General features: G+C 75.2%; 28 protein-coding genes and 1 pseudogene. 17 read left to right on the top strand and 12 right to left on the bottom strand.

Annotated elements, in window-relative coordinates:
* Window positions 1–158: 158 nt before the first annotated feature.
* A complete protein-coding gene (gene treZ / locus ACI79V_RS19430; RefSeq protein ID WP_456891868.1) occupies window positions 159–1,913 on the top strand; it encodes a malto-oligosyltrehalose trehalohydrolase in 1,755 nt (584 codons plus the stop codon).
* A gap of 2 nt (window positions 1,914–1,915) precedes the next feature.
* The gene (locus ACI79V_RS19425; RefSeq protein WP_456891866.1) at window positions 1,916–2,638 is read left to right on the top strand and encodes a dihydrofolate reductase family protein; all 723 of its coding nucleotides are present in this window, start codon (window positions 1,916–1,918) and stop codon (window positions 2,636–2,638) included.
* Between the two features lie 54 nt (window positions 2,639–2,692).
* Here ACI79V_RS19425 and ACI79V_RS19420 read toward each other — a convergent pair whose 3' ends face one another.
* Complete coding sequence (locus tag ACI79V_RS19420) at window positions 2,693–3,301, bottom strand: TasA family protein (protein WP_456891865.1); 609 nt, start codon at window positions 3,299–3,301, stop codon at window positions 2,693–2,695.
* Between the two features lie 254 nt (window positions 3,302–3,555).
* On the opposite strand from ACI79V_RS19420, the gene ACI79V_RS19415 reads away from it, so the two are divergent.
* Window positions 3,556–5,049 carry a sensor histidine kinase gene (locus ACI79V_RS19415; protein WP_456891863.1) on the top strand — a complete coding sequence of 498 codons (1,494 nt, stop codon included), beginning with the start codon at window positions 3,556–3,558 and terminating at the stop codon, window positions 5,047–5,049.
* Entirely contained in the window at window positions 5,046–5,735 is a 690-nt protein-coding gene (locus ACI79V_RS19410; RefSeq protein WP_456891861.1) for a LuxR C-terminal-related transcriptional regulator, read from the top strand. Before ACI79V_RS19415 ends, ACI79V_RS19410 begins: the two co-directional genes overlap by 4 nt.
* Before the next feature lie 16 nt (window positions 5,736–5,751).
* Here the strand turns inward: ACI79V_RS19410 and ACI79V_RS19405 are convergent, their stop codons facing one another.
* Complete coding sequence (locus tag ACI79V_RS19405; RefSeq protein WP_456891859.1) at window positions 5,752–6,360, bottom strand: hypothetical protein; 609 nt, start codon at window positions 6,358–6,360, stop codon at window positions 5,752–5,754.
* 133 nt (window positions 6,361–6,493) lie between these two features.
* On the opposite strand from ACI79V_RS19405, the gene ACI79V_RS19400 reads away from it, so the two are divergent.
* A complete protein-coding gene (locus ACI79V_RS19400; protein ID WP_456891857.1) occupies window positions 6,494–7,150 on the top strand; it encodes a signal peptidase I in 657 nt (218 codons plus the stop codon).
* Between the two features lie 34 nt (window positions 7,151–7,184).
* Here the strand turns inward: ACI79V_RS19400 and ACI79V_RS19395 are convergent, their stop codons facing one another.
* Both ACI79V_RS19395 and ACI79V_RS19390 read right to left on the bottom strand, forming a co-directional pair.
* A complete protein-coding gene (locus ACI79V_RS19395; RefSeq protein ID WP_456891855.1) occupies window positions 7,185–7,571 on the bottom strand; it encodes a type II toxin-antitoxin system VapC family toxin in 387 nt (128 codons plus the stop codon).
* Entirely contained in the window at window positions 7,568–7,801 is a 234-nt protein-coding gene (locus tag ACI79V_RS19390; protein WP_456891853.1) for a type II toxin-antitoxin system Phd/YefM family antitoxin, read from the bottom strand. The genes ACI79V_RS19395 and ACI79V_RS19390 overlap by 4 nt, the downstream gene beginning before the upstream one ends.
* A 103-nt stretch (window positions 7,802–7,904) precedes the next feature.
* On the opposite strand from ACI79V_RS19390, the gene ACI79V_RS19385 reads away from it, so the two are divergent.
* The 5 genes from ACI79V_RS19385 (at window position 7,905) to ACI79V_RS19365 (ending at window position 12,509) form a co-directional block, all read left to right on the top strand.
* On the top strand, window positions 7,905–8,975 hold the full coding sequence (locus ACI79V_RS19385; protein WP_456891851.1) for an ATP-dependent DNA ligase: 1,071 nt from the start codon (window positions 7,905–7,907) through the stop codon (window positions 8,973–8,975).
* Between the two features lie 52 nt (window positions 8,976–9,027).
* Window positions 9,028–10,596 (top strand): alpha/beta hydrolase, encoded by a 1,569-nt coding sequence (locus ACI79V_RS19380; protein ID WP_456891849.1) that lies wholly within the window; start codon window positions 9,028–9,030, stop codon window positions 10,594–10,596.
* Window positions 10,597–10,622: 26 nt separating this feature from the next.
* Entirely contained in the window at window positions 10,623–11,693 is a 1,071-nt protein-coding gene (locus ACI79V_RS19375) for a DNA polymerase domain-containing protein (protein ID WP_456891847.1), read from the top strand.
* 268 nt (window positions 11,694–11,961) lie between these two features.
* On the top strand, window positions 11,962–12,237 hold the full coding sequence (locus tag ACI79V_RS19370) for a type II toxin-antitoxin system Phd/YefM family antitoxin (protein WP_456891845.1): 276 nt from the start codon (window positions 11,962–11,964) through the stop codon (window positions 12,235–12,237).
* Window positions 12,234–12,509, top strand: coding sequence for a type II toxin-antitoxin system RelE family toxin (locus tag ACI79V_RS19365; protein ID WP_456891843.1), 276 nt, complete (start codon window positions 12,234–12,236; stop codon window positions 12,507–12,509). The genes ACI79V_RS19370 and ACI79V_RS19365 overlap by 4 nt, the downstream gene beginning before the upstream one ends.
* Window positions 12,510–12,715: 206 nt before the next feature.
* Here the strand turns inward: ACI79V_RS19365 and ACI79V_RS19360 are convergent, their stop codons facing one another.
* From ACI79V_RS19360 to ACI79V_RS19350, 3 genes are all read right to left on the bottom strand, one after another.
* Window positions 12,716–13,855 (bottom strand): ABC transporter ATP-binding protein, encoded by a 1,140-nt coding sequence (locus ACI79V_RS19360; protein ID WP_456891841.1) that lies wholly within the window; start codon window positions 13,853–13,855, stop codon window positions 12,716–12,718.
* A gap of 151 nt (window positions 13,856–14,006) precedes the next feature.
* Window positions 14,007–14,852 (bottom strand): SDR family NAD(P)-dependent oxidoreductase, encoded by an 846-nt coding sequence (locus ACI79V_RS19355; RefSeq protein WP_456891839.1) that lies wholly within the window; start codon window positions 14,850–14,852, stop codon window positions 14,007–14,009.
* Window positions 14,849–15,820, bottom strand: a complete 972-nt coding sequence (locus tag ACI79V_RS19350; protein ID WP_456891837.1) for an oxidoreductase — start codon at window positions 15,818–15,820, stop codon at window positions 14,849–14,851. Before ACI79V_RS19350 ends, ACI79V_RS19355 begins: the two co-directional genes overlap by 4 nt.
* 62 nt (window positions 15,821–15,882) lie before the next feature.
* Between ACI79V_RS19350 and ACI79V_RS19345 the strand changes: the two genes are divergently transcribed.
* Together ACI79V_RS19345 and ACI79V_RS19340 are read left to right on the top strand one after the other, a co-directional pair.
* Window positions 15,883–16,533 (top strand): TetR/AcrR family transcriptional regulator, encoded by a 651-nt coding sequence (locus ACI79V_RS19345; RefSeq protein WP_456876916.1) that lies wholly within the window; start codon window positions 15,883–15,885, stop codon window positions 16,531–16,533.
* A 128-nt stretch (window positions 16,534–16,661) separates the two neighbouring features.
* Entirely contained in the window at window positions 16,662–17,045 is a 384-nt protein-coding gene (locus tag ACI79V_RS19340) for a VOC family protein (RefSeq protein ID WP_456891835.1), read from the top strand.
* A gap of 164 nt (window positions 17,046–17,209) precedes the next feature.
* On the opposite strand, the gene ACI79V_RS19335 is transcribed toward ACI79V_RS19340, so the two are convergent.
* The 5 genes and pseudogenes from ACI79V_RS19335 to ACI79V_RS19315 form a co-directional block, all read right to left on the bottom strand.
* Window positions 17,210–18,265, bottom strand: a complete 1,056-nt coding sequence (locus ACI79V_RS19335) for a patatin-like phospholipase family protein (protein WP_456891833.1) — start codon at window positions 18,263–18,265, stop codon at window positions 17,210–17,212.
* 172 nt (window positions 18,266–18,437) lie between these two features.
* Window positions 18,438–18,506, bottom strand: a pseudogene (locus ACI79V_RS19330) (hypothetical protein); the annotation flags it as partial.
* A 57-nt stretch (window positions 18,507–18,563) separates the two neighbouring features.
* Window positions 18,564–19,355 carry a DUF427 domain-containing protein gene (locus ACI79V_RS19325; protein WP_456891831.1) on the bottom strand — a complete coding sequence of 264 codons (792 nt, stop codon included), beginning with the start codon at window positions 19,353–19,355 and terminating at the stop codon, window positions 18,564–18,566.
* A gap of 25 nt (window positions 19,356–19,380) precedes the next feature.
* On the bottom strand, window positions 19,381–19,956 hold the full coding sequence (locus ACI79V_RS19320) for a DM13 domain-containing protein (RefSeq protein ID WP_456891829.1): 576 nt from the start codon (window positions 19,954–19,956) through the stop codon (window positions 19,381–19,383).
* Complete coding sequence (locus ACI79V_RS19315; RefSeq protein WP_456876923.1) at window positions 19,934–20,182, bottom strand: hypothetical protein; 249 nt, start codon at window positions 20,180–20,182, stop codon at window positions 19,934–19,936. The genes ACI79V_RS19320 and ACI79V_RS19315 overlap by 23 nt, the downstream gene beginning before the upstream one ends.
* Window positions 20,183–20,375: 193 nt before the next feature.
* On the opposite strand from ACI79V_RS19315, the gene ACI79V_RS19310 reads away from it, so the two are divergent.
* The 5 genes from ACI79V_RS19310 to ACI79V_RS19290 all read left to right on the top strand — a co-directional run.
* Complete coding sequence (locus ACI79V_RS19310; RefSeq protein WP_456891827.1) at window positions 20,376–21,338, top strand: SMP-30/gluconolactonase/LRE family protein; 963 nt, start codon at window positions 20,376–20,378, stop codon at window positions 21,336–21,338.
* A 5-nt stretch (window positions 21,339–21,343) separates the two neighbouring features.
* Window positions 21,344–22,546: a heme-binding protein gene (locus ACI79V_RS19305; RefSeq protein ID WP_456891825.1), complete on the top strand. Its 1,203-nt coding sequence runs from the start codon at window positions 21,344–21,346 to the stop codon at window positions 22,544–22,546.
* Window positions 22,547–22,548: 2 nt separating this feature from the next.
* Window positions 22,549–24,195, top strand: a complete 1,647-nt coding sequence (locus ACI79V_RS19300) for an SMP-30/gluconolactonase/LRE family protein (RefSeq protein ID WP_456891824.1) — start codon at window positions 22,549–22,551, stop codon at window positions 24,193–24,195.
* Window positions 24,192–24,740, top strand: a complete 549-nt coding sequence (locus tag ACI79V_RS19295) for a redoxin domain-containing protein (protein WP_456891823.1) — start codon at window positions 24,192–24,194, stop codon at window positions 24,738–24,740. Before ACI79V_RS19300 ends, ACI79V_RS19295 begins: the two co-directional genes overlap by 4 nt.
* A gap of 18 nt (window positions 24,741–24,758) precedes the next feature.
* On the top strand, window positions 24,759–25,425 hold a 667-nt coding region (locus tag ACI79V_RS19290), incomplete at its 3' end, for a YetF domain-containing protein (protein WP_456891821.1).

Raw genomic sequence — 25,425 nt, 5'->3', positions numbered from 1 at the left:
CTCCCCCGGCTGCCGGGAGCCCGGGGGTCTCGGCCGGCCGTGAGCCGCGCGGCCGCCGGGGGACCCGCTCCCCCGCGGGCCGCCGCCCGCGGCGGTTGACCGCTCCCCCAGCGGGCAAGAGGGTCCGGTCAGCCGCACCACCGCCGGGAGGTCCTCGCATGTCCGCTGCCGCCGAGTTCGCCGTCTGGGCGCCCGTGCCGGAGCGGGTGCGCCTGCAGGTCGACGGCGCCGTGCACGACATGCGCCGCGACGACGGCGGCTGGTGGCGCGCCGAGGTGCCGGCCGCGCCCGAGGCCGACTACGGCTTCCTGCTCGGCGACGACGACACCGTGCGGCCGGACCCGCGCTCGCGCCGCCAGCCCGACGGCGTCCACGGCCCGTCCCGCCGCTTCGACCCCGCGGCCCACTCCTGGGGCGACGGCGCCTGGACCGGGCGCCCGCTGGCCGGCGGCGTCGTCTACGAGATGCACGTGGGCACCTTCACGCCCGAGGGCACCCTGGACGCGGCGGTCGAGCGCCTGGACCACCTCGTCGACCTCGGCGTCGACTTCGTCGAGCTGCTGCCGGTCAACGGCTTCGACGGCACGCACAACTGGGGCTACGACGGCGTCCTCTGGTACACGGTGCAGGAGAGCTACGGCGGGCCGGCGGCCTACCAGCGGTTCGTCGACGCCTGCCACCAGCGCGGCCTGGGCGTGATCCAGGACGTCGTCTACAACCACCTCGGCCCGTCGGGGAACTACCTGCCGCTGTTCATGCCGGTGTTCAGCGAGGGCGGGCCCAACCCGTGGGGCTCGTCGATCAACCTGTCCGGGCCCGACTCCGACGAGGTGCGCCGCTACATCCTCGACAACGCGCTGATGTGGCTGCGGGACATGCACGTCGACGGGCTGCGGCTCGACGCCGTCCACGCGCTGGTCGACGAGCGGGCCACCCACGTGCTCGAGGAGATGGCGCAGGAGGTCGACCGGCTCTCGGCGGCGCTGGGCCGGCCGCTGACACTGATCGCCGAGAGCGACCTCAACGACCCCCGGCTGGTGACCCCGCGCGCCGCCAACGGCACGGGCATCCACGCGCAGTGGAGCGACGACTTCCACCACGCGCTGCACGCGGTGCTCACCGGCGAGGGGCAGGGCTACTACGGCGACTTCGCCGCGGCCGGGCTGGCGGGACTGGCCAAGACGCTGACCGGCGCGTACTTCCACGACGGCACCTGGTCGAGCTTCCGCCGCCGGTCCCACGGCCGGCCGGTCGACACCGCGCGGCTGCCGGGCTGGGCGTTCCTCGGCTACCTGCAGGACCACGACCAGGTCGGCAACCGCGCCATCGGTGACCGCATCTCGGCGTCGCTGTCCCCCGGCCTGCTCGCCGTCGGCGCGACGCTGGTCCTCACCGGCCCGTTCACCCCGATGCTGTTCATGGGCGAGGAGTGGGGCGCCTCGACGCCGTGGCAGTTCTTCACCAGCCACACCGACCCGGAGATCGGGCGGGCGACGGCCGAGGGGCGCAAGGGCGAGTTCGCCGAGCACGGCTGGGACGCCGACGAGGTGCCCGACCCGCAGGACCCGGAGACGTTCACCCGCTCGAAGCTGGACTGGTCGGAGCCCGAGCGGGAGCCGCACGCGCGGCTGCTGGCGACCACCCGGGCGCTGCTGGCGCTGCGCCGGGCGCAGCCGGATCTGGTCGACCCGGACCTGGGCGCGGTGGAGGTCGGCTGGGACGACGAGGACCGCCTCCTGGTGGTGCACCGCGGCGCGCTGCGGGTGGTGGCCAACCTGTCGGGCGAGCCGCGGGAGGTCGACCTCGACCGGCCGGCCACCGGCGTGCTGTTCGCCACCGGGGACGACCCGGCGCTGGACGGCGACACGGTGACGCTGCCGGCCGAGAGCGCGGCCGTGCTCACCACGCGCTGACCGTGCGGCGGCTGTTCCCGGACGCCGGGCCCGTCGCGGACGACGCCGCCCTCGCCGCGGCCTACCGGCGGCCGCCGGGGCGGTCGGTGCGGGTCGACTTCGTCGTCTCGCTCGACGGCGCGATCGCCGTCGACGGGCGCAGCGCGGGGCTGGGCTCGCCCGGGGACCAGCGGGTGTTCCGCGTGCTGCGGGCCCTGGCCGACGCCGTCCTGGTCGGGCACGGCACCGCCGCGGCCGAGGGCTACCGCCCGGTGCCCGCCGACTCCGCGGTGGGCCGGCTGCGTGCCTCCCTCGGGCGGCCGCCGGAGCTGCCGGTGGCGGTGGTCTCGCGCCGGGCGTCGCTGGCGCCCGGCGACCGGCTGGCGCAGGCCCCGACCCTGCTGGTGACCTGCGCCGCCGCCGACTCCGGCCGCCGCGCCGCGCTGGCCGACGCCGGCGTCGAGGTGCTCGTCTGCGGCGACGACGACGTCGACCTGCCGCTCGCGCTCGACCGGCTGGCCGACCGCGGCCTCGGGCAGCTGGTGTGCGAGGGCGGGCCGGCGCTGCTGTCGGCGGCGCTGGACGCGGGCGTGGTCGACGAACTCGACCTCACCGTCTCCCCCGCGCTGGTCGGCGGGCCGGCCCGGCTGCTCGACCGGGCGCTGGCCGACGTCGTCCGCCCGCGGCTGGTCCAGGTGCTCGAGGAGGACGGCGTCCTGTTCACCCGCTACGCGCTCGGCTCCTGAACGCCGCGAGGGCGGCCCGGGAGACCCCGGACCGCCCTCGACGGAGGGTGTCGGTCAGACGACCTGCTCGAGGCCGAACTGCACCTGGGCGGTGAACGAGTCGCCCTGGGCCTTGTTGTCGCTCTCCCCCTCGACGAAGGTCAGCTGGAAGGCGACGCAAAGGGCCTGCTGCGCGGCGAGCGTCGACCCGTCCGAGGCCTGCTTGCCACCGATCTCGGTCAGCCCACCGAGCGTCACGTACCGCTGATTGCTCGGGACGACGCAGTCCGTCCCGGTCGGCGCGAAGGTGGCGTAGCTGACGACGACCTGAGCGGCCAGGTCGCCCGCACTGGGGTTGGTGCAGTCGTCGATGGATCGCTCGGAACTCGACGTGCAGCCGTCGTCGACGTTCGTGACGTTGAGGACCTGCGCGCTCGGCCTGCCCGCGACGCTGCCGCCGTTCTGGACGTAGTAGCTCCGCACGACGCTGTCGCCCGGGGTGAGGGGCGTGCTGGCCATGTTCGCGCTGGTCTTGTCCCAGGTGTTGACGACCACACTGCCGGCGGCAACCGTGCCGACATCCTGGGTGGTCGTGTCGCTGAGGGCGGCGAAGGTGCCGCTGGCGCCGAAGGCCAGCAGCGCGGCGCCGCCCATGGCGGCGGAGGCGAGTGCGATCTTCTTCACGGGTGTCTCCTGTCGGTGTCCCCGTCACGGCGACGGTTCTCGCCGGCATGCGTGCGGCGAACGACGAGAGCCTCGGTCGCGCACGCCCTCCGCGGCATCGTCAGTTCTGTTGATCCACTCCGGTACCGGAACACGTCTGTCACAGAGTCACCGCGTGGCGCTGGCGCCTCTCCCTCGTCGCGGGCCGCCGTGCTGTCACCCGTCCGTGTGATGTGGTGCCCTTCGTTCGACGGAGGGTTCGAGGAGTGCGGAGCATGTGCGCGATCAGTTCTGGGCGGCGGTGGCTGTCCGTCGGTCGCTGCACGGTCGTCGCCGCGGCGCTCACGGTCCTGGTCACGGCCGGCCACGAGGCGCGGCACACCGTCCTGGTGCTGCTCGCGACCCTGGGCCTGGTCGCCGCGGGTGCGATGTTCCTGCTCTGCTGGCGGGTGACCGGCACGCGGGCCACCTGGTACACCGGCGTCGGGCTGGTCCTGCTGGGCCTGCACGATCCCGCCACGGTCGCGGCCTCCGCCCTCCTCGACCAGCGGTCGCCGGACCTGGCCGAGGGCGTCGGGCTGGCCGTGGTCGTGGCCGCCGCCTGCGCCGTTCTCCGCGCCGCCACCGACGCCGGCACCCGGCCGCGGCGGGACACCGCGATCGGTGCCGGGCTGGTCGCGCTCCCCCTCGTCGCAGCGGTACTCGTGGCCGCCGGGACGCTCGGTCCGTCGATCCCCTTCGGCGGCGCCGCACGAGCCTCGGGCTTCGTGCTGGCCGGCGCGCTGTGGGTCCTCGTCGCCGGCGCCACCCCGCGCGGCGACCGGCTCGATGCCCACGACCGGAGGTCCTCCGGGGCACTGGGCGCGAGCGCGCTCGTCGTCGGGCTCCTCACCGCCGCGCCGGGCCTCCCGGCCGTCGTGCCCGGCACCGCCGCCGCGGTGCAGGCCGTCGAGGACACCGGGCTCCTCGCCGTCGCGCTGGCCGCCGTCCTGGTCGGGCTCCACCGCCTCACCGGCGCGCTGGCCGGTCAGGAGCGCTACGTCGCCGGGCTGCTGGAGCAGCTCGCCGGCCACGAGCGGGAGTTGCAGCAGGCCCGCGCCTGCCTGCACGACGCGCGGGCGGCGGTCGCCGGCGTCCGCGCCGCGTCCTCCGCCGTCCGCCACCTGGGACCGGCGAGCGCTGCCCGCGCCGACCTGGAGGAGTCGATCACCCTGGAGCTGGCCAGGCTCGGGCGCATGCTGCGACTGCCCGATCGGACGCCGTCGGTCACCGTCGTCGACCTCGACAGGGTCGTCCGGCCCCTGGTCGTCAGCCACCGGGAGCGCGGCCTGCGGGTGGCCTGGTCCCCCTCGGGGACCGCGCCGGTGGCCGTGGACGGCGATGCCCTGGCGGTGATCCTGGGCAACCTCCTCGGCAACGTCCTGTCCCACACGCCTCGGTCACTGTGCCGGGTGTCGGTCGAGGTCACCGACCGGCTCATGGTCACCGTGGCCGACGACGGCCCCGGCCTCCCGGCCGGTCCCCGGGACACCGTCTTCGAGGCCGGCGCGCGGCGCCCCGACAGCCCCGGCGAGGGCCTCGGTCTGGCCATCTCCCGGGACCTCGCCCGGCGGCACGGTGGCGACCTCACCACGGCGGACAGCCCCGTCGGCTGCTGCTTCGTGCTCACGCTGCCCGTCCGGGCCCCGGCTCAGGCGGCCCGCAGTGCGGCGGTCCCGCGACCGCGGTCCGCCGTGGACGTGCCCACCGAACTGGGCCTGGCGCGATGAACGGCCCGCCGGTGCTGCTGGTCGACGACCACTCGCTGTTCGCCCAGGCGGTGGAGATCGGGTTGCGGGCGGCCGGCGTCCCCGCCCGGCGCGTGGTCCCCGACACCGCCGAGGGGATCACCCGGGTCTGCGCCGCGGCCGCCCCGGCGACGGTGCTCCTCGACCTCCGGCTCGGCACCGGGGCCGACGGCGTGCCGATCGACGGCCTCGACCTGGTCGGTCCGCTCACCAGCGCGGACTGCCGGGTCGTGGTCCTCACCGCGGAGACGGGGAACGGGACCTGGGGCACCGCGGTGGAGCGTGGCGCGGTGACGGTCCTGCCCAAGGACACCGACCTCGAGAGCCTCGTCCGCGTGCTGGGCACCGTTCGGGAGGGACGGCCGGTGCTCGACGAGGGGCGCCGTCAGGACCTGCTCGCCGCCGCCCGGCGGGCGCGCGCCGACGAGACCGCCCGGCTGGCGCCGTTCCGGCAGCTGAGCCCGCGGGAGGACGAGGTGCTGCGGTGCCTCGCGGCCGGCATGCCCGCGGCGACGATCGCGGCGACGGCCCACGTGAGCGAGGCCACCGTCCGCACGCAGATCCGCGCCGTGCTGACGAAGCTGGCGGTCAACTCCCAGCTGCAGGCGGTGGCGCTCGCCCGCCGGTCGGGCTGGCTCGACCGGCCGGGCCCGCTGCCGGCACGCTGACCGCCCCCGGGAGCGGTCAGTCCCCGCCGGCGCGACCGGGCTCTGCCCCGCCGCCGTGGCCTCCCTGGGCGTCGGGCCGGACGACGCGGACGGGCACGTCACGCGCGTCGCTGAAGCCGCCTCCCCGGTGTTCCAGGGTGAGGCGGAGGGTGCCGTCCCAGCGGTCGGCCGCCGGGGAGCCGCCTTCCCCGGTGGCCGTGAGCGACAGGGTGGTCTCGCTGTCCGGGGCGTCCGTGAGGAGCAACGGAGCGCCGCGCCCGGTCGCCAGCTCGCACAGGTCAGCGACGGTCGGTGCCCCGGTGGCCGGCCGGACGGTGAGCGTGATGTCGGGGAGCCCGGCGCACGGCCGCTCCTCGGGGACGCCGACCACCGCGAGCCGCAGCTCGGCCGGCGCGGCTCCGGAGACGTCCGTGGCGACCCGGACGGTGCCGCCCTGGCCCGGGTTCATCAGCAGCCGGTGACCCGCGACCGGGCCCTCCGGCGTCACGTCGAGGGTCACCGACCCCGCCCCCGCCTTCGCTGGGAGGACGGCGGTGTCGACGAACGTGGCCGTCGTGCCGTCCACGCCGAGAACCAGCGTCCCAGCCAGGACACCGCCGAGGGCCCAGGCCGTGCCGCGCCTCACGCGCCACCTGCCCCACGACGGCGGGTCACGGGGAACCGGCAGCGCACGCGGACGATCGTGCGCGCGCGGGGTCCACCGGCACATCGTCGATTTCGATGATGTGGGCCGCCGGCCCGCCGGGGAGCATCGGGACGTGTCCCGCCGAGCCAGCGCCGCGGAGCCCGCGGCCGGGAACGCGCTCGTGCGCCGGCTGCGCCGACTCGTCTCCTGGGTGCTGGGCCTCGTACTGGTGACCTCGACGGCGGCCGCACTCGGCATCGCCCTCTACCCCGCGGTCACCGGCGGCTCCGCGCTCGCCGTCCTGAGCGGGAGCATGACGCCCGGCCTGCCGGTGGGCGGCATGGTCTTCACGCGCACGGCCGACACGGCGGAGGTCGAGCCCGGCGACGTGATCACGTTCCAGCGCCGTCCCGGCGCCCCGGAGCTCGTGACCCACCGGGTCGTCGCGGTGGACACCACCAGCGGGGTTCCGGTGTTCACCACCCGGGGCGACGCGAACGACGCCCCGGACCTCGACCCGGTCCCGGCCTCCTCGGTGCGCGGCGAGCTGTGGTTCGCCGTGCCGCACCTCGGCCGGCTCGCGGCGGTCCTGCACTCGCCCAAGGGCGCGGGCCTGCTCATCGTCCTCGTCTGCGCCGCCGTCGCGGCCTCGCCGGGGGCGCGTCCGCGGACGTCGCCCGGCCACGACGCGCACCCCGCACCGTTCGACGACACCACCGTCCGGCTGCCCGCCGTCCGCCCCGCTGCGACCCCTCCGGCAGCGATCGGGCTGGTCGACCGGCCGGGCTGAGTCCCGGCGGCGCCGCCACCGGCCGCGACCGACCTCAGCCGACGAGCCGGACGGCGCCCCCGTACCCGGCGAGGCGGGAGTCCGCGGTCAGCAGCAGGGCCCCCTCGGCGACGGCCTGAGCCACCAGGAGCCGGTCGAAGGGGTCACGGTGCACGTCGGGGAGGTGCTCGACCGCGACCGCCTGCTCGGCGGTGACGGGCAGGTGGTCCAGCGCCAGCTCCGCGGCCACCCGACGCGCCCAGGTGCGGACGTCGGACCCCAGGGTCAGCTTGCCCAGGCCCTGCTTGACGGCCAGCTCCCACACGCACACCGCGGAGAGGAGCCTCTGCTCGGCGTCCTCGATCGCCTGGAGGTCGGATCCCAGCCGCTCCGGAGTGGTCGCCGCCCACACGAGGACGTGGGTGTCGAGGAGGACCCTCACTCCTCGCCCTCGAACGCCCGCTGCAGGTCCTCCGGCAGCTCGTCGAAGTCGTCGGCGATCCACACGTTGCCGCGGTCGAAGCCGAAGTTCGGCGTGCGCCGTGCGGGGGCCACCAGGCGGGCGACCACGCGCCCGCGGTTGGTGATCTCGACCTCCTCACCGGCCGCGACCCGCTCGAGCAGCCGGGACAGGTGCGTCTTCGCCTCGTGCACCCCGACCGACACCGTCATGCACTTAGTCTGGTCATCTGGTCATCTCGTGGATCGGGCCGCGCCACCCGTTCGGTCGACGTCGTCCTGTGCACCGTCGGACAGCGCTGATTGACTGGCCGGCATGGACCTGCCCGTTCTCCCGCCGGTGAAGCCGATGCTGGCCAAGGCCACGACGACGCTGCCCACGGCGGACGGGACGTTCTACGAGCCCAAGTGGGACGGGTTCCGCTGCATCGTCTTCCGCGACGGCGACGAGGTCGAGCTCGGCAGCCGCAACGAGCGCCCGCTCACCCGCTACTTCCCCGAGGTCGTGGCCGCGGTCAAGGAGGCGCTGCCGGAGCGCTGCGTCGTCGACGGCGAGATCGTGGTGCCTCAGGGCGACCGGCTGCACTTCGAGTCACTGCTGCAGCGCATCCACCCGGCGAAGTCGCGGGTCGACCTGCTCGCCGAGCAGACCCCGGCGCACTTCGTCGCCTTCGACCTGCTGGCGGTGGGCGACGAGTCGCTGATGGAGACGCCGTTCGCGCAGCGCCGGGCGCGGCTGCGCGAGGTGCTGTCCGGCACCCACGAGCGGGTGCACGTGACGGCGGTGACGCAGGACGCCGGGACCGCGCGGCGCTGGTTCGAGGAGTTCGAGGGCGCCGGACTCGACGGCGTCGTCGCCAAGGCCCCGGATCTGCCCTACGGCCCCGACCAGCGGCTGATGACCAAGGTCAAGCACGTGCGCACCGCCGACTGCGTCGTCGCCGGGTTCCGCTGGCACAAGAGCGGGCCGGTGGTCGGGTCGCTGCTGCTGGGCCTCTACGACGACGGCGGCCTGCAGCACATCGGCGTCGCGGCGTCGTTCCCGATGGCCCGGCGCGCCGAGCTGGTCGAGGAGCTGGCGCCCTACCGCACCGACGCCCTGGACACCCACCCCTGGCGGGAGTGGGCGAACGCCGAGCTGCAGGCCGATGGCGAGCACCGGATGCCGGGCGCGCAGAGCCGGTGGAACGCGAAGAAGGACCTGTCGTGGGTGCCGCTGCGGCCCGAGCTCGTCGTCGAGATCAAGTACGACCAGCTCGAGGGCCGGCGGCTGCGGCACACCGGGCAGTTCCTGCGCTGGCGTCCCGACCGCGACGCCGTGAGCTGCACCTACGACCAGCTCGAGGTCCCGGTGCGCTACGACCTCGCCGAGGTCCTCTCGGGGTGAGGTCCCGGACACCGCCCTGCACCCCTGGCACCGGCCTCCTACCGTGGTGATCATGCGTCTGCGCCGCGGTGTGCTCGCCGCCTCGACCGGACTGCTCCTGGCGGTCACCGGCTGCACCTCGTTCTCGGAGTCGGCCGGTGAGGCCGAGGCCTCGTCGGCGGCGGAGTCGTCGGCGCCGGCCGAGGTGGAGGCCGCGCCGATCGCCTGGACCGACTGTGACGCGCAGATCACCCAGCTGATCGCCGGGACGCCCGGCAGCGAGCGCGACCTGTTCTTCGAGTGCGGCCGCACCGAGGTGCCCATCGACCACGACGAGGCCGACGGCCCCACGCTGCCGCTGTTCCTCGTCCGGGCCACGCTCGCCGGGCAGACCGACCGGATCGGCTCGCTGCTGGTCAACCCCGGAGGCCCGGGCGGGTCGGGGGCCGACGCCGCGCTGAGCCTGGCGCTGTCGATGCCCGAGGACGTGCTGCGCCGCTTCGACCTGGTCGGCTTCGACCCCCGCGGCGTCGGCCTGTCCACGCCGGTGGAGTGCATCCCGGCCGAGCTGAAGGACCGCTCGACCGCCGCCGAGCCGCGACCCACGACGCAGGAGCAGATGGACGACGTCCTGGCCATCACCGACGAGATCTCCGAGGCCTGCACCGAGGAGTACGGCGACGCGCTGGGCACGTTCAACACCGCCGACACCGCCCGCGACATGGACCTGCTGCGGGAGTCGCTGGGCGACGAGCAGCTGACCTACCTGGGCTACTCCTACGGGACGACGCTGGGCAGCACCTACGCCGAGCTGTTCCCCGAGAACGTGCGGGCGATGGTGCTCGACGCCGCGGTCGACCCCGACGCCGACCCGCAGACCCGGGTCGAGTCGCAGGCCGCCGGGCTCGAGGCGTCCTTCGACGCGTTCGCGGCCAACTGCACCGGGCTGGTCTCCGGGTGCCCGCTCGGCGGGGAGCCGCGCCGCTTCCTCGACGAGCTGCTCGCCCAGGCCGCCGGCACACCGATCCCCAGCTCCGTCCCCGGCGAGACTCGGACGGCGACGCCCGGGGTGGTCTTCACGGCGGTGCTCGCGGCCATGTACGACCCCGGCTCGTGGCCGCAGCTGTCGCAGTCGCTGGCCGCCGCGCGCAACAACGGCGACGCCGCGGGGCTGTTCTCCCTCACCGACCGGTACACCGGCCGGCTGCCCAACGGGACCTACACCAACCAGACCGACGCGAGCATCGCGATCGACTGCGCCGACACCCCCGAGGACGAGACCTGGTCGGAGGAGCAGGTACTGGCCCTCGCGCAGGACTGGGTGACCCGCTACCCGCTCTTCGGCGCCGGTGCCGCCTCCAGCCTCTACACCTGCGGGGTGTGGGACGCCCCTCGCACGCCGCTGCCGGAGCGCGACGCCGAGGGCAGCGCGCCGCTCCTCGTCGTCGGCAACAGCGGTGACCCGGTGACCCCGCTGCCCGGCGCCGAGAACATGGCCGAGGACCTCACCGCGGGCGTGCTGGTGGTCTGGCAGGGACAGGGCCACACCGCCTACCCGAAGACCGAGTGCGTCACGACGGCGGTGAACGCCTACCTCATCGACCTCACGGCGCCGCAGGACGGGCTGACGTGCCCGGCCTGAGCCGCCCCGGCCCCGGGAGCTGACGGATGGCGAGCAGCAGCAAGGACGCGGTGGTCCTGACCATCGACGGGCACGAGGTGCGCGTCTCCAACCCGGAGAAGCCGTACTTCGCCGAGCGCGGCATCCGCAAGATCGACGTCGTCGAGTACTTCGTCGCCGTCGGCGAGGGGATCCTGTTCGCCCTGCGGGACCGGCCCACCACGCTCGAGCGCTGGCCCGGCGGGGTGTTCGAGGGGGCCCGGCTGTCGACGCGGGTGGACAACACCGGCGACGCGTTCTACCAGAAGCGGGTCCCCAAGAACGCCCCCGACTGGGTGCCGACGGCGCACATCACCTTCCCCAGCGGGCGGACCGCCGACGAGATCGCGCCCGACTCGGTCGCCGTCGTCGCGTGGTGCGCCAACCTCGGCACGCTGACGTTCCACCCGTGGCCGGTCGGCAAGGACGACGTCGAGTCGCCGAACCAGATCCGCATCGACCTCGACCCGCAGCCGGGCACCGACTTCGCCGACGCCGTCTGGGTGGCCCCGCACGTACGGGAACTGCTGCACGAGCTCGGCATGGAGGGCTGGCCCAAGACCTCCGGCGGGCGGGGGGTGCACGTGTACGTGCCCATCCAGCCGCGCTGGACCTTCACCGAGGTGCGCCGGGCGGTGATCGCCTTCGGCCGCGAGCTGGAGCGGCGCCTGCCCGACCGCGTGACCATGTCGTGGTGGAAGGAGGAGCGCGGCCAGAAGATCTTCATCGACTACAACCAGATGGCTCGGGACCGCACCATCGCCTCCGCCTACTCCATCCGGCCCAAGCCGCACGCGCCGGTCTCGGCCCCGCTGGACTGGGACGAGCTGCCCGACGTCCACCCCACCGACTTCGACGTGCTGACCATGCCGGCCCGCTTCACGGCGGTCGGTGACAAGCACGCCGGGCTGGCTGGGCACGCGTTCGGCATCGAGCCGCTGCTGGAGCTCGCCGAGCGGCAGGAGAGGGACGCCGGCCTGGGCGACCTCCCCTATCCGCCGGACTACCCGAAGATGCCGGGCGAACCCATGCGGGTCCAACCGAGCAGGGCCAAGCGTCCTACCAGCGCGGATGGATGAGTCGGCGCTCAACGCCAGGGGAGCACAGCGATCACTCGACGGACAACCCACGTCCTGCAGTTGATCGGGCGTACTCCTCCGGTCGCCTCCCCGGGCTCCTGGGACCGAGTTCCGACACACCGTGGACCATCGAGCGCAGCGGCTGGCGCGTCCACTGTTCCTCCTGCTCGCTGATCGCCCCTCGGCCGCGAGCAAGTGCTCGACGAGCTGACCGGCCTCCCGGCCGAGGTCCTTGACCGCCGCCCGCTGGCTGACCATGATTGTGGTCATGACGACGCGGTCGCTGGCGGCGGTCAAGGCGCACTTCAGTCAGGTGATCGACGAGGTCGCCGGCACGCACGAACGCGTCACGGTCACGAGGAACGGCAGCCCCGTCGCGGTCATCCTGGCCGTCGAGGACTACGAGTCCCTGATGGAGACCCTGGAGATCCTGTCCGACCCTCGAGCGCGCTCGGAGATCCGGCAGTCAGAGGAGGAGATGGCCGGCGGCGAGGCCTACGGAGAGGCGGAGGTGCGGGCCGCACTCGCGGCCCGCCGGCGGTGATCGGCCCGGGTCGGTACACCGTCGTCCTCTCGGCAGCGGCCAAGCGGGCCATCGAGCGCGACCTCCCCGAGCCGGTGGCTGTCGCGGTCGTCGACTTCCTCTACGGGCCGCTGGCTGCGGACCCGTACCGCGTCGGCAAGCCGCTGCGCTTCGATCTCGAGGGCTACTGGTCCGCGCGACGGGGCCAGTACCGCGTCGTCTACTCGATCCACGACGACGAGGTCCTCGTCCGGGTCGTGCGCATCTCGCACCGTGCCGACGTCTACGGCTGACCGATACCTCCGTGCCGGTCCGGACGCGACAACTCGCCCGATGACCCACCCACTGAGGCTCGACGCTGGCCTGCGGTTCAGCCGCTCTGAACAGCGCTTTCGTGGTCCGCTCCCCGAAGATGCCGGGAGCCGATGCGGGTGCAGCCGAGCCGGGCCAGGAAGCCGGCCGGCGCGGACGGGGAGTCCGGCGTTCGACGCGGTGGTGCTCAGCGCCGATCCAGAGGGTGGTGCAGCGCACGGCCCGTGGCGGGGTCGAACACGTGCGCGCGAGTCGCGTCCACGGTGACCCGCACCGCGTCCCCGGGGCGGATCACCGCCCGCGGCGGGAAGAACGCGTGCAGGATGCCGCCGGAGGAACCGCCTCCGGGCGGTCCGCCGTCCGGGTCGTCCGGCGCAGCGTCCACCACGACCGCGACCACGTGGTGCCGCCCGGTGTACTCGACGTGGCTCACCACCCCGTCCAGCGTGACGGCGTCCGGGTCGGAACCGGCCTGGGCGTCGTGCACGTCCTCGGCGCGCAGTCCGAGGACGACCTCGCGGCCGACGTGGTCGAGCAGCGACGGCGGCACCGCCTGCCACAGGGGCAGGGTCCGGGTACCCACCTGGAAGCCGGCCTGCCCACCGGCGGACACCAGCCGGGCGGACAGCAGCCCGATCGGCGGGTCGCCGATGAACTCGGCGACGAACAGGTCCACCGGCCGCTCGTACAACTCCCTGGGCCTGCCCACCTGCACGATGCGGCCCTCGTGCAGCAGCGCGACCCGATCGGCGATCACCAGGCCCTCGGCCGGATCGTGGGTGACGTAGAAGGTGGGGACGCCGAGGGAACGGACGGCCGCGACGATCTGCCGCCGGACCTCGACGCGCTGCACGGCGTCGAGGTCGCCGAGGGGCTCGTCGAGGAGGAAGACGTCCGGGACCTGCACGAGCGCTCGGCCGATGCCGACCAGCCCGCGCTCGCCCCCGGACAGCTGACCCGGCCGGCGGGACAGCAGACGGCCGAGCCGCAGCTGCCGGGCCCGGCCGCGGACCCGCTCCTGCACCTCTGCCTCGGGCCGGTGCTGCACCCGCAGTCCCCACCCGAGGTTGCGCGCCACGTCGAGGAACGGGAACAGGGCGGACGACTGGAACACCATGGCCACGTGCCGTTCGGCGGACGGCAGCCGGGTGACCCGGCGGCCCCGGATCAGCACGTCGCCGGAGCCGGCCTCCTCGAGACCGGCGACGGCACGCAGCAGCGTCGACTTGCCGCTGCCGGACGGGCCCAGCACCACGAGCAGTTCGCCGTCGGCCGCCAGCAGCGTCACGTCGCTCAGCACCGTCGTGCCGCCGCGCACGACGGTCACACCGTCCACTCCTGTGTCCGTCATCGGTCCTGCCCGCCGCCTCGTCCCGCCCGACCGTCCCGTGCAGCGAGTGTGCACCGCCGTGGCCGCTCACCGCGCTCAGACGGCGGTCCGTCCACGACGACGAGGGTCTCGTCGCGCGAGGAGGCCCTCAGGCCATCGCGCCACTCCGCGTCCGCGGTCGCCCTGAGCGCATGCGGTGACGGATCACCGCGTCGAAGGCGCGGTCGCCGAGCAGGCCGCGGGCAGCGACGAGCGCGCGGGCCTGGCGCGGCACGAGGTAGCGCGTCCGGGGCCGCGGGCTGCTCACGGCGCGGGCCACGACGTCGGCGACGACGTCGGGAGGTGGCGCGCCGCGGAACCCGTCGCGCACCAGCCGCTCGAGGTCGTCGGCCATCCGGGCGTAGCGGGGGCTGCTGTTGCGGCGGGCGTGCGCGAGGGCGACGGTCTCGAAGCCCGTTGCGATCGCGGCGGGTTCGACCACGACCACGCGGATGCCGTCGTCGTGCAGTTCGGCGCGGAGCGCGTCGGAGAGCGCCTCGACGGCGTACTTGGAGGCCGAGTACCAGCCCGCCATGGGCGTGGTCATCCGGCCGGCCACCGAGGAGATGTTGACGACGACGCCTCCCCCGGCGCGGCGCAGGGAGGGCAGCGCCGTCTGCGTCACCGCGACCAGGCCGAGGACGTTGACCTCGAGCTGGTCCCGCGCCCGGTCCAGGTCGGTGGCCTCCACGGCACCGTAGAGGCCGTACCCGGCGGCGTTGACCAGGGCGTGGAGCCGACCGCCGGACGCCTCCACCGCCTCCGTGACGGTGACCCGCGTGCCGGCGGGATCGGTGACGTCGAAGACGACCGGCCGGGCGCCGGCCTCGACGAGCGGAGCCAGGGGCCCGGCGCGCCGGCCGGCTGCCAGGACGTGCCAGCCGTCCCGCAGCAGCCGCTCGACGGTGGCCCGGCCGATGCCGCTCGTGGCCCCGGTGACCAGGGCCGTCCTCACGGCCGGCTCACCTCCTCCCCCGACACCGGCGCACCGGGCGACCCCGCGGGGGACAGGGGGAACGTCACGCCGGTGAGCGCCTCCGAGGCTGCCCACAGGCCGGACTGTTGTTCGGGATCGGCCGGGATCCGGTCCGGTGCCACCGGCACCGGGGCGCCCTTGAGGCCGTTCAGGCGGCGGCGCGTGACGAAGGTGCCTCCGGGGAGCGGCGCGAGGGACGCCGTCAGGATCGGCTGCGCGCCCACCTCGGGATCGTGGGCGAACAGCGCGTTGCCGACGGCGATGAGCGCCCGCTCGACGCGGCCGGCGGTGTCCCCCGGCCCCAGTCCCGAGCGGGTCCACCCCGGCTGCGCGGCGAGGCTGCGGGTCTCGGCACCCGCCCGTTCCAGGCGGCGGTGCAGCTCCAGGGCGAAGAGCATGTTGGCGCTCTTGGCCTGGGCGTAGGCGGGGTAGCGGCGGTAGTCCCGCTCGGACTGCAGGTCGGCGAGGTCGATCCGGGGCCTGGCGGCGATGCCGCTGGTCACCGTCACCACCCGTGAGTCCTGGGTGGCCAGCAGCAGCGGCAGCAGGCGGCCGGTCAGCGCGAAGTGGCCGAAGTGGGCGACGGCGATCTGCAACTCGAGGCCGTCGACGGTGACCTGCCGCGGGACGGCCGCCACCGCGGCGTTGTTCACCAGCAGGTCCAGACGGTCGTGGCGGCGCGCGACCGACTCGGCCAGGGCCCGGACGCTCCCGAGGTCGGCCATGTCGACCCGCGCGATCTCGAGCGAGGCACCGGGGACCGTGTCGGCGATGCGGCTGACGACGGCGCGGGCCTTGTCCGGGTCGCGGACCGCGAGCACCACGTGGGCTCCCGTCTCCGCGAGGGCACGCGACGTCGCTGCCCCCACTCCGCTGCTCGCCCCGGTGACGAGGACCACCGCCCCGTGCAGGTCCGGCCGTGACTGGTGTTCCCACGTGTGCGGCACGTCGGGCTCCCTCCGAGATGTATGTGAGTACTACATACATTGCGGTCACTAAGGTGACATGCATGCCCAGGAGCGTCAAGACGTCGGGACCGGAGCGCGGCTACCACCACGGCGACCTCCCGGCGGTGCTCACCGACACGGCGATCGAGCTGATCCGCGAGCAGGGGGTGCACGGCTTCTCCCTGGCCGAGGCCGCGCGCAGGGCCGGCGTGAGCGTCGGCGCTCCGTACCGGCACTTCCCGGACAAGGAGTCGCTGCTGGCGGCCGTCGGCGTCCGGGCCCACCAGGTGCTCCGGCCTCGGCTGGACGCCGCGATCGCCGGGCAGTCCGACCCGGCCGCGCAGCTCAGCGCGGCAGCGGCCGCCTACGTCCGGTTCTCCGTCGACGAGCCGGCCCTCTTCAGTGCCCTGTTCCGCGCCGAGGTCACCAAGTCCCGGTTCCCGGCGCTGGCCGAGGCGGCGCTGCAGAGCTACGGCACCTGGCTGGCAGCCGCCCGGGCGCTCGCCGCCCGGCCCGACGGCGACGCGGACGAGGAGGCCGCGAGGGACCTGGCGGTCGACGTCCTCACCGTGGCCCACGGCCACGCCGCCCTCCTCGCCGACGGCCAGTTCGGCTCGACGGACGAGGACGCCGACGCCGTCGTGGCACGCGTGCGACGGGTCACCGCCACGCTGCTGCGGGGCCGTGGCCCGGCGACCGCCGGGTCCCCGTAGCGAGGCACCGACCGGCCGGATCCGCCCGCGCCGCACCCGTGACCAGGGACCCTTCCTCCGGCCCGGCCGCGGGTCTACCGTCCGGGCGTCCGCACGGGGGAACTCCACCGAGCCGACCGGAGCCGGCCATGCTGAACGACAGCCGCGTCGAGGCGAACATCCCGGCCAGCGACCTCGACCGGGCGCGTGACTTCTACGCCGACAAGCTCGGCCTCACCCCCGTCGCCGAGGTCGAGGGCGTCCAGCTCACGTACCGCACCACCGGCGGGACGAGCTTCACCGTCTACCGCACCGACTTCGCCGGGCGGGCGGGGCACACGCTCGCCCAGGTCCACGTCGACGACATCGAGTCCCAGGTCCACGACCTCGAGGCCAAGGGCGTGCGGTTCGAGCACTACGACATGCCCGGTGTCGAGTGGGCCGGCCCCATCGCCTCGATCCCCGGGATGGGGCGGGCGGCCTGGTTCACCGACAGCGAGGGCAACATCCTCTGCGTCGACCAGCCCGACTGAACCGGGCGGCCCACCCGGCGGCGGGAGCGAGCAGGACGAGCCCGCGTGGCCGCACCCGCACGACGCCACTTCTGCAGCCGCCTGCGGACGACGCCGCGGCCGTCCGAGGGAACGAGTCCACCACGGCGGTGCGCGCCTCGCCCGTGTCCGGGGAGGCCGGGCCGTCAGGTGCCGGGTGCTGCCTCCAGGGTGTCGGGCGCCGGCGCCTGCTGCGGGATCCTCGGCTCGGCCCCCAGCCGGGTGGTGCGGCGGGCGAGGTAGGCGTCCCAGTCCCAGGTGTCGAGGAACTGCCGCGCGGCGGTGCGGCCGTTCTCGTAGAGGCGGTCGGCGGTCGCCCGGTCGAGGTCGAAGTCGGTCGCCGAGACGCCGTCGGTGTCGACGAAGATCGTCCGCTCGACGACGTCCGGGTCGTTGAGGTGGGCCCGGTCGGTGTGGCCGATCAGGGTCTTGAGCAACGCCAGGCTGAGGCTTGCCGGGCCGCGCACCGCGAACCCGGGCGGCGTGGCCGGACCCCTGGCGGAGAGCTTGATCCCGAAGGTCGGCCAGCGCGGCGGCCGGCCGTCGCGGCGGTCGAAGACCCCGACCGGGAAGTTGGACAGCATCCCGCCGTCCACCAGCACGACCTTCCGTCTCTCCCGGACGTCGTCGAGGGTCACCGGCTCGAAGAAGAACGGGATGGAGGCCGAGGCCCGCGCGGCGTCGGCGACGGGGACGTCGTCGGCCACGAGGCCGTAGCGGTCGTAGTCCGCCGGGAGGGTGCGCATCAGGCCGCAGGTGACGTCGGAGACGACCACCGTCAGCCGGTAGCGCTTCTCCGGTGGCAGCGCGGAGCCCGGGTCCTGCTCCGGGGTGATCGCCAGGTCGCTGAACGTGGTCACCCCGCGCTCGGCCAGCCGGTCGACCAGCCAGTCGCGCAGGTACCGCCCCTCGTAGAGGCCCTTGTCGAACGCGAGTGACAGCGCCTTGCCGAGGATCGGGATGCGGTCCACCAGGCTCCTGTCCTGGAACCGGCGCCAGTCCAGCCCGGCCATGATCTCGGCCAGCCGCGCCGCAGGGGTCCCCGCGGCGACCAGCGACCCGACGATCGCCCCGGCCGAGGTCCCGGCGACCCGCTGGACGCGGTACCCGGCCTCCTCCAGCACCGAGAGGGCGCCGACCAGGCCGATGCCCTTGACGCCACCGCCCTCGAGGACGAGGTCGCACCTCTGCTGCCCGGTCATCGCCATCCACCTCCGCTCGAAGGACGTGCGTACGGACGATCCACCCCGACGCCCCGTGCGCGTCAGAGGCCGAGGGCCCGGACCATCGCGGCTCGGGTGCGTGGCCGTCGACGGCGTCCACGGCGAGGCCCGAGGTGCTCTGGAAGTCGCGGGTCGCCTGCTCGGTCATCGGCCCGAAGACCTCGTCGACGTCGATCCTCCTGTCGAGGACCTGGACGAGGCGCCACTGCCAGGTCGCCACCGCGGCCCCACGGTCACCACGCCGGAGCAGCTGGTCCCCCTTCCCCGGCACGCCGGGTCAGGTGGAGCGGGTCCGGGCTCGCGGCAGGGCCACCCCGTCGACCTCGACGTCCACCCTCTCGCTGTAGAAGGCCACGAGACCGGCGATCGGTGCGACCTGCTGGGTGGGGAACGCGTAGGACCAGGCGACGTCCTCGGGAGCCGGCGTCCCGCCGTCCCCGCGCAGCGACCAGTACTCCGAGGTGACGCCCTTGTACGGGCAGGCCGTCCGGGTGTCGCTGCTGCGGAGCCGCTCGAACGCCACGTCGGTGCGCGGGAGGTAGTAGCGGGTGACCAGTCCGGTCTCGAAGAGCAGCACCGGGCTCCGGCTGTCGGCGAGGACCTGCCCGTCGAGCTGCACGCGGACGTGGCGGTGGGACCGCAGCGCGTCGACCCGGACGTAGGGGCTGCGGGGGTGGACGAAGACCTGCTCGTCCTCCTCGTACCAGGCGTCGAGCGCCGTCCAGTCGAAGCGGGCGGTCCCGGCGACCCCCTCGGCGGCGTCGGTTCCGAAGACCCGGACGCTGCCGGGCCGGTCCTCCCCGCCGGCGCGGAGCCCGTGGCGGCGGGCGGTGCCGTGCGCGGAGTGCTGCTCGGACCCCTCGTCGACCAGGCAGGCGGGATCGACGTCCGCCACCGGCACCAGGTACTGGGGATAGGCGGGGATCTCCCACAGGTAGCGGGCGCGCGTGGTGTCGAGGACCGTCCGCCCGGCCAGCGTGGCCCGGATCCGCCGCGGGACGGGCTCGACCCGGCCGGTCTCGGCCGCCATCCGCGGGTGGTCGCGCAGCGGGTGGATCGGATCAGCCATGACGTGCCTCTCGTGGGTCGGGTGCTCAGCCGGGCGGCGCGAGGTCGGCCGCGCCGAAGACGACGTCGAAGCGGTCGCACCAGACGACCACGCTCGCGTACGCGGAGGTGTCGACGCCGGCGGGGACGAGGTAGTTCTGGTCGCCGGCGGTGCCCTTGAGCGGCCCGAGCGCGACGTGCCCGTCGCCGAACGCGTCCTCCTCCCCCCGCGCCGGGTTCGGGGACAGCCAGACGACCAGCACCGGCCCGTTGGAGGTCGCGAAGTCCTCGAACCGCACGACCACCCGCCCGTCGGCGAGGCGCAGGACCCGGGCGGTGCCGCTCGTGGCGTGCTCCCGGGAGACGAAGCCGCCCGAGGCGAGCTCCACCGGCGGCTGCGGCGCCGTCGCCGCGCCGGACGATGCGCCGGGGGCGGCGCTCCCCGGTGGTCCGGCCGCCACGGTCGGCAGGGCCTCGTCGACCCGCTGGCCGTAGAGGAGCTTCTGCGGCTGGAACCAGACCAGCACCACCGCGAGCAGGACGGCGAGGCCCGCGGCCGGCCACAGCCACCTCCGGCGCCGGGCCGCGCCGGCGCTGCGGTCAGGCCGCCTGGAGGACGTCACCCGAGGACACCTCCTGCTCGGCGGCGACCGCGTAGGGGTGGGCGAACGCGTAGCCGGCCCGCCCGGGTTCGACCTCCAGCCGGAGGCAGGTGCCGGTGTCCCAGTTCCACACGACGACCACCGCGGCGCCGGTCCCCCGGTCCCAGAGCAGTGTCACCTCGACGGCGCCGTGCTCGCGGCGGGCCAGCTCGACCAGCCCGGACCCGTCTGTCGTCCTGGGAGCCATGACCGACCACCCCTGACCTCTCGGGGGAACCGCCCGGACGGCAGCCCCTGCACCCCTGACGTCGGTGCACCCCGGGGATCGGTTACACGCCCGGCCGAGCACGGCGGGACGAGGAGGTGGTGAAACGCCCGCGGCCGACCCGGGACAGCCGGTGCACGAGCCCCCCGCGGTCGGGGGGACGGGAGGAGGGGCGATGGCAACCGGTCTGTCGGCGGACGCCGTCGTCGCGGACGACGCGGGGTTCGCCGCCGTCACGGGCACGTCCCCGTCGCTGGCGGTCCTGGTCCGGTGCGACGCGCACGAGGGCCCGACGTACCTGCCCCGCGACGACGCCCTCTACGTCACCACGACCCCCCGGGGCCGGCCGCCCGGGGCGCTGGTCCGGCGGGTCGCGCTGGACGGTGACCGGGCCGGCGCCGGCGCCGATCCCGTGACGACCGTGCCCGGGACCGTCGTCGCGCCCAACGGGATGACCGCGTGGAGGTCCGGTCTGCTGGTGTGCGACCAGGGCGGCCCCGACTCCCCCGCCCGGCTGGCGCACCTCGACCCCGCCACCGGGGCGACGACGACGGTCGTGCACGCCCACGACGGGCGTCCGCTGAACTCCCCCAACGACGTCGTCGTGCACCGGGACGGGACCATCTGGTTCACCGACCCGTCGTACGGGCACCTGCAGGGCTTCCGTCCCGCGCCCGAGCTGCCGGACGCGGTGTACCGGTTCGACCCCGCCACCGGCCGGCTGCGGGTGGTCGCCGACGACCTCGACAAGCCCAACGGGCTGGTCTTCTCCCCCGACGGGACGGTGCTCTACGTCGCCGACAGCGGCGCCGAGCAGGAGCCGGGCAGCCACCACCGGGACCGGCCGCACCACGTCTACGCCTACGAGGTCGTCGGCGGGGACGCGCTCGCCGCGCGGCGGGTCGTGGACACCACGCCCACGGGCACCCCCGACGGGCTCGCCGTGGACGTGGCCGGCCGGCTCTACGTCTGCTGCCCCGACGGCGTCCGGGTGCTGACCTCCGGCGGAGCGCTGCTCGGGCGGCTCGCCGTGCCCGGCGCGGTCAACCTCACCTTCGGCGGTCGCGACCGCGACCGGCTGTTCATCACCGCGGACACGGCCGTGTGGGTCGCCGTCCTGAACACGAGAGGAGCGTGACCGCCATGACCGCGGTCCGCACGCGCAGGGTCCTCGACGGCGTCGGCGTGGACGCGGTCCTCGCCGCCGCCGAGAAGCACGCGACCGCGCACGGCCACCGGGTCGTCATCGCGATCGTCGACGCCGCGGGGCGGGTGCTCGCCCTGCGCCGGACGGAGGACAGCCAGGCCGCCAGCGACCAGGTGGCCGTCGACAAGGCCCGGACCGCGGCGGTCTTCGTGCGGCCGAGCCGGGAGATCGAGGAGCAGGTGACCGGCGGGCGGCTGGGCGCGCTGGCGCTGCACGGCGCGCGGGCGCTGACCGGAGGCGTGCCGCTGACGGTCGACGGCCAGGTCGTCGGCGCGATCGGCACCAGCGGCGAGACCCCGGACGAGGACGAGGCGGTCTCCCTGGCCGGCGCGGCCGCGCCGTTCAGCACCCGCGAGGTGCCGGCGCTGGGCGCCACCGCCGCGCAGGTCGCGATCCGGGCCGTCGCCGACGCGGCCACCTCCCGCGGCGTGGCGCCGGTCGCCGCGGCCGTCGACGCGGGTGGCGACCTGGTGTACCTGTGGCGCCCCGACGCGGCGCAGGTCGCCAGCGTCGGCGTCGCCACCGACAAGGCCCGCACCGCCGCGCTCTACCGGCGCCCGAGCCGGGACTTCGAGCAGCAGGCCTCCGGCGGGCGCCCGTCGGCGCTGCACCTGGCCGGCGCGGTGCCGCTGCAGGGCGGCATGCCGATCGAGGTCGACGGCCACGTCGTCGGCGCCGTGGGCGTGAGCGGCGCGTCCTCGGCCGACGAGGACCAGGAGCTGGCCGAGATCGGCCGGGACGCCGGCCGGCGGGCCGCCTCCGGCGCCGGCGTGCAGGACGCCGTCCTCGTCCCCGCGCCCGAGGTCGAGGAGCGGTTCCGCTCGGGCGGACTGCTGGTCGACACCGCCCGCTACCAGGTCGACGCCGGACGGCGCACCGCCCCGGGCGCGGTGGAGTACCACGCCGCCGTGGTCGACGTCATGCGGGTCGTGCAGGGCCGGGCCACGGTCGTCACCGGGGGCACGATGCGCTCCGCGCACGAGGTCGGGCCGGGTGAGCTGCGCGCCGAGGCGCTCGACGGCGGGACCGCCCACGACCTCGGCGAGGGCGACGTGCTGGTCGTCCCGGCCGGCGTGCCGCACCAGTTCGTCGACGTCTCCGACCCCTTCCTGTACCTCGTGACGAAGGTGGTGGCGTAGCCGTGGCCACGGTCATGTCCGCGGCCACCTCCACGGCCGTCCCCACGGCCGCGCCGACCGGCCACCGGCCGGCCGCCGACCTGCCGCGGCCGCCGCAGCTGCTGCCCGGCGCCCCGGCCGCGGTCGTCGACCTGCAGACCGACGAGGGCGCCGCGCTGGTCGGGGCCACCTGGCGGTACAGCGACGCCCGGGTCGAGGAGATCGACTTCGTCGAGGTCGGCTCGCCGGCCGACCCGCTCGGCCCGGGCGACGTGCCGAACCGGACCTTCGACGTGCTGCCGCACGCCGGGGCGGCCGACTTCGACGACTCCGCCTGGCGGGTGCTCTCGCCCGGCGACACGCAGCTGCGCCTGGCCGGCGGGCGGGTCTGCTTCAACTGGTACCGGGTGAGCGTGACCCTCCCCGAGCGCGTCGGGGACCTGGACCCGACCGGGACCACGGTGGTCTTCGAGGTCGTGGTCGACGACTACGCCGAGGTCTGGGTGGACGGCCGGCTGCCCGTGGCGCTGGGCGACACCGGCGGCCAGGTGGTGGCCGGCTTCAACGCCCCGAACCGCGTGGTGCTCACCGACGACGCCCGGCCCGGCCAGACCTTCCGGATCGCGGTGTTCGGCGCCAACGGCCCCGTCTCCGCCTCCCCCCGCAACTACATCTGGCTGCGCAGCGCCACGCTGGACCTCTACCCGGCCGACCGGGCGCGGCGGACCGAGCCGGTGCTGCTGCGGACCACCCGGGCGGACGCCGGCCTGGACGCCGTCCTGGAGCCGGGCGCAGGGGCGGAGCGGGTCGCCGGCGGCCTCGAGTCCACCGCCGGCCCGGTGTGGACGGCCGACGGCGCCCTGCTGTTCAGCTCGCCCGCCACCAACCACGTCTACCGGTGGACGCCCTGGGGCGGGGTCACGGTGTTCCGGTCGCACAGCGGCTACGCCGGCACCGACATCGGCCGGTTCACCGCGCCCGGCTCGGCCGGGCTGGCCGTCGACCCGCAGGGGCGGCTGACCATCTGCCAGCACGGCAACCGCCGGGTGCTGCGGGTGGAGCCGCACGGCGACACCACCGTCCTGGCCGACCGCCACGAGGGCCGGCGGCTGAACAGCCCGGAGGACCTGGTGTACCGCTCGGACGGCACGCTCTTCTTCACCGATCCGCCGTCCGGCCTGCCCGGCGGCGCCGACGACCCGGAGCGGGAGCTCCCGTCCAGCGGCGTCTTCTGCGTGCGCGACGGCGTCGTGCGCCTCGTCGAGGACGGGCTCACCGATCCCGGCGGGATCGCCCTGTCCCCCGACGAGCGGCACCTCTACGTCGCCGACCGGGACCCCGCCCGCCCGGCGGTCGTGCGCTACGACGTGGCGGCCGACGGCACGCTGTCCGGCGGCCGGGTGGTCGTCCACCCGGCCGGCGGCGAGGACGCGGTGGACGGCATCACCGTCGACCGGGACGGCGACCTGTACGTCTGCGGGCGCTCCGGGATCCGGGTGCTGTCCCCCGACGGCGGGCACCTGGGCACGCTGCACCTGCCGGAGCGCCCGGTCGGCCTCGCCTGGGGCGACGCGGACCGCCGCACCCTGTACGTCACGGCGCCCACGAGCGTCTACCGCATCCGGACCGGGATCGGCGGCGTCGGTCCCCGCGACGAGGAGGACCGATGAGCACCGGACTGGACGTCGGCGCCGTGGTGCCGGACTTCGAGCTGCCCGACGAGAACGGGACCCCGTGGCGGCTGTCGCAGCTGCAGGGCTCCGACGCCATGGTGCTGCAGCTCGGCCGGGGCGAGCACTGCCCCCGGGAGCGGGCCCACCACCGGGAGCTGCTCAGGCTCCAGGAGGTCCTCCCGATCGCCTTCACCTCGCTGGTCACGATCGTGCCGAACGACCTGCACGACACCTACAAGCTCAAGAGCTCCACCGGCGCCTGGTGGACCTTCCTCTCCGACGGCGACCTCGCGGTCCAGCGGGCGCTGGGCATCGACGAGTACACCGACCCGCACCACCCGGCCACCGTGCCCCACACGCTGGTGCTGGCGCCGGGACTGGTGATCGACCGCGTCTACTGCGGCTACTGGTTCTGGGGGCGCCCGTCCGCCGACCAGCTCTGGCGGGACCTGCAGGACCTGTTCCGGCGGACCAAGGCCGACTTCGACCCCACCACCGCCGAGGCGCGCGCGGCCTGGAGCCGGGCCCGCGCCTCGGCGTGACCCGGACGGCCCCGGACCGTGTCGGACGTCTGGACCCTCGACGTCCCCGCGGGCGAGAAGGTCCTCCGCACCGTCGCGGTCTACGCGGCGCTCGCCCTGCTGCTGCGGGTCGCCGGGAAGCGCAACCTGGCCCACCTGAACTCGTTCGACCTCGTCGTCGTGCTGCTGCTGTCCACCGTCGTCCAGAACGCGCTCATCGGGCCCGACGACAGCGTCGCCGGGGGGCTGCTGGCCGCCGCGGTGCTCGTCGCCACGAACGCGGTCGTCGTCCGGGTGGTGTCCCGCTCCGAGCGGGCCGTCCGGCTGTTCGAGGGCTCCGACGTCCCGCTGATCCGGCACGGCCGGTTCCTGGACCGGTCGCTGCGGCGGGAGGGGCTGCGGCGCGCGGACGTCGAGGCTGCCCTCCGCGCCCAGGGTGCCGACGGCGCCGGCGACGTCGCCGAGGCGGGCCTCGGTCCCGGCGGCAGCATCGTCGTCTGGCTCGAACCGGCGCGGATGTCCGCGACGCGGGGGGACATCGACGCGGTCCACCGGCGGCTCGACGCCATCCAGCAGGCGATCGCGGCGGCCACCGCGGACGGCGCCCGGCGCGGCCGTGGGGCGTTGTCGCGGGTTTTGGGGCTTGGTGGGGGGTGGGCCCCGCCCCCCGCCCGCGCCCCTCCGACCCCCCGAGACCCCGGGGCGG

Source organism: Geodermatophilus sp. SYSU D00700, from assembly GCF_054050255.1.
The sequence above is the reverse complement of the archived record's forward strand: the minus strand, read 5'-3'. Positions and strand labels throughout refer to the sequence as shown.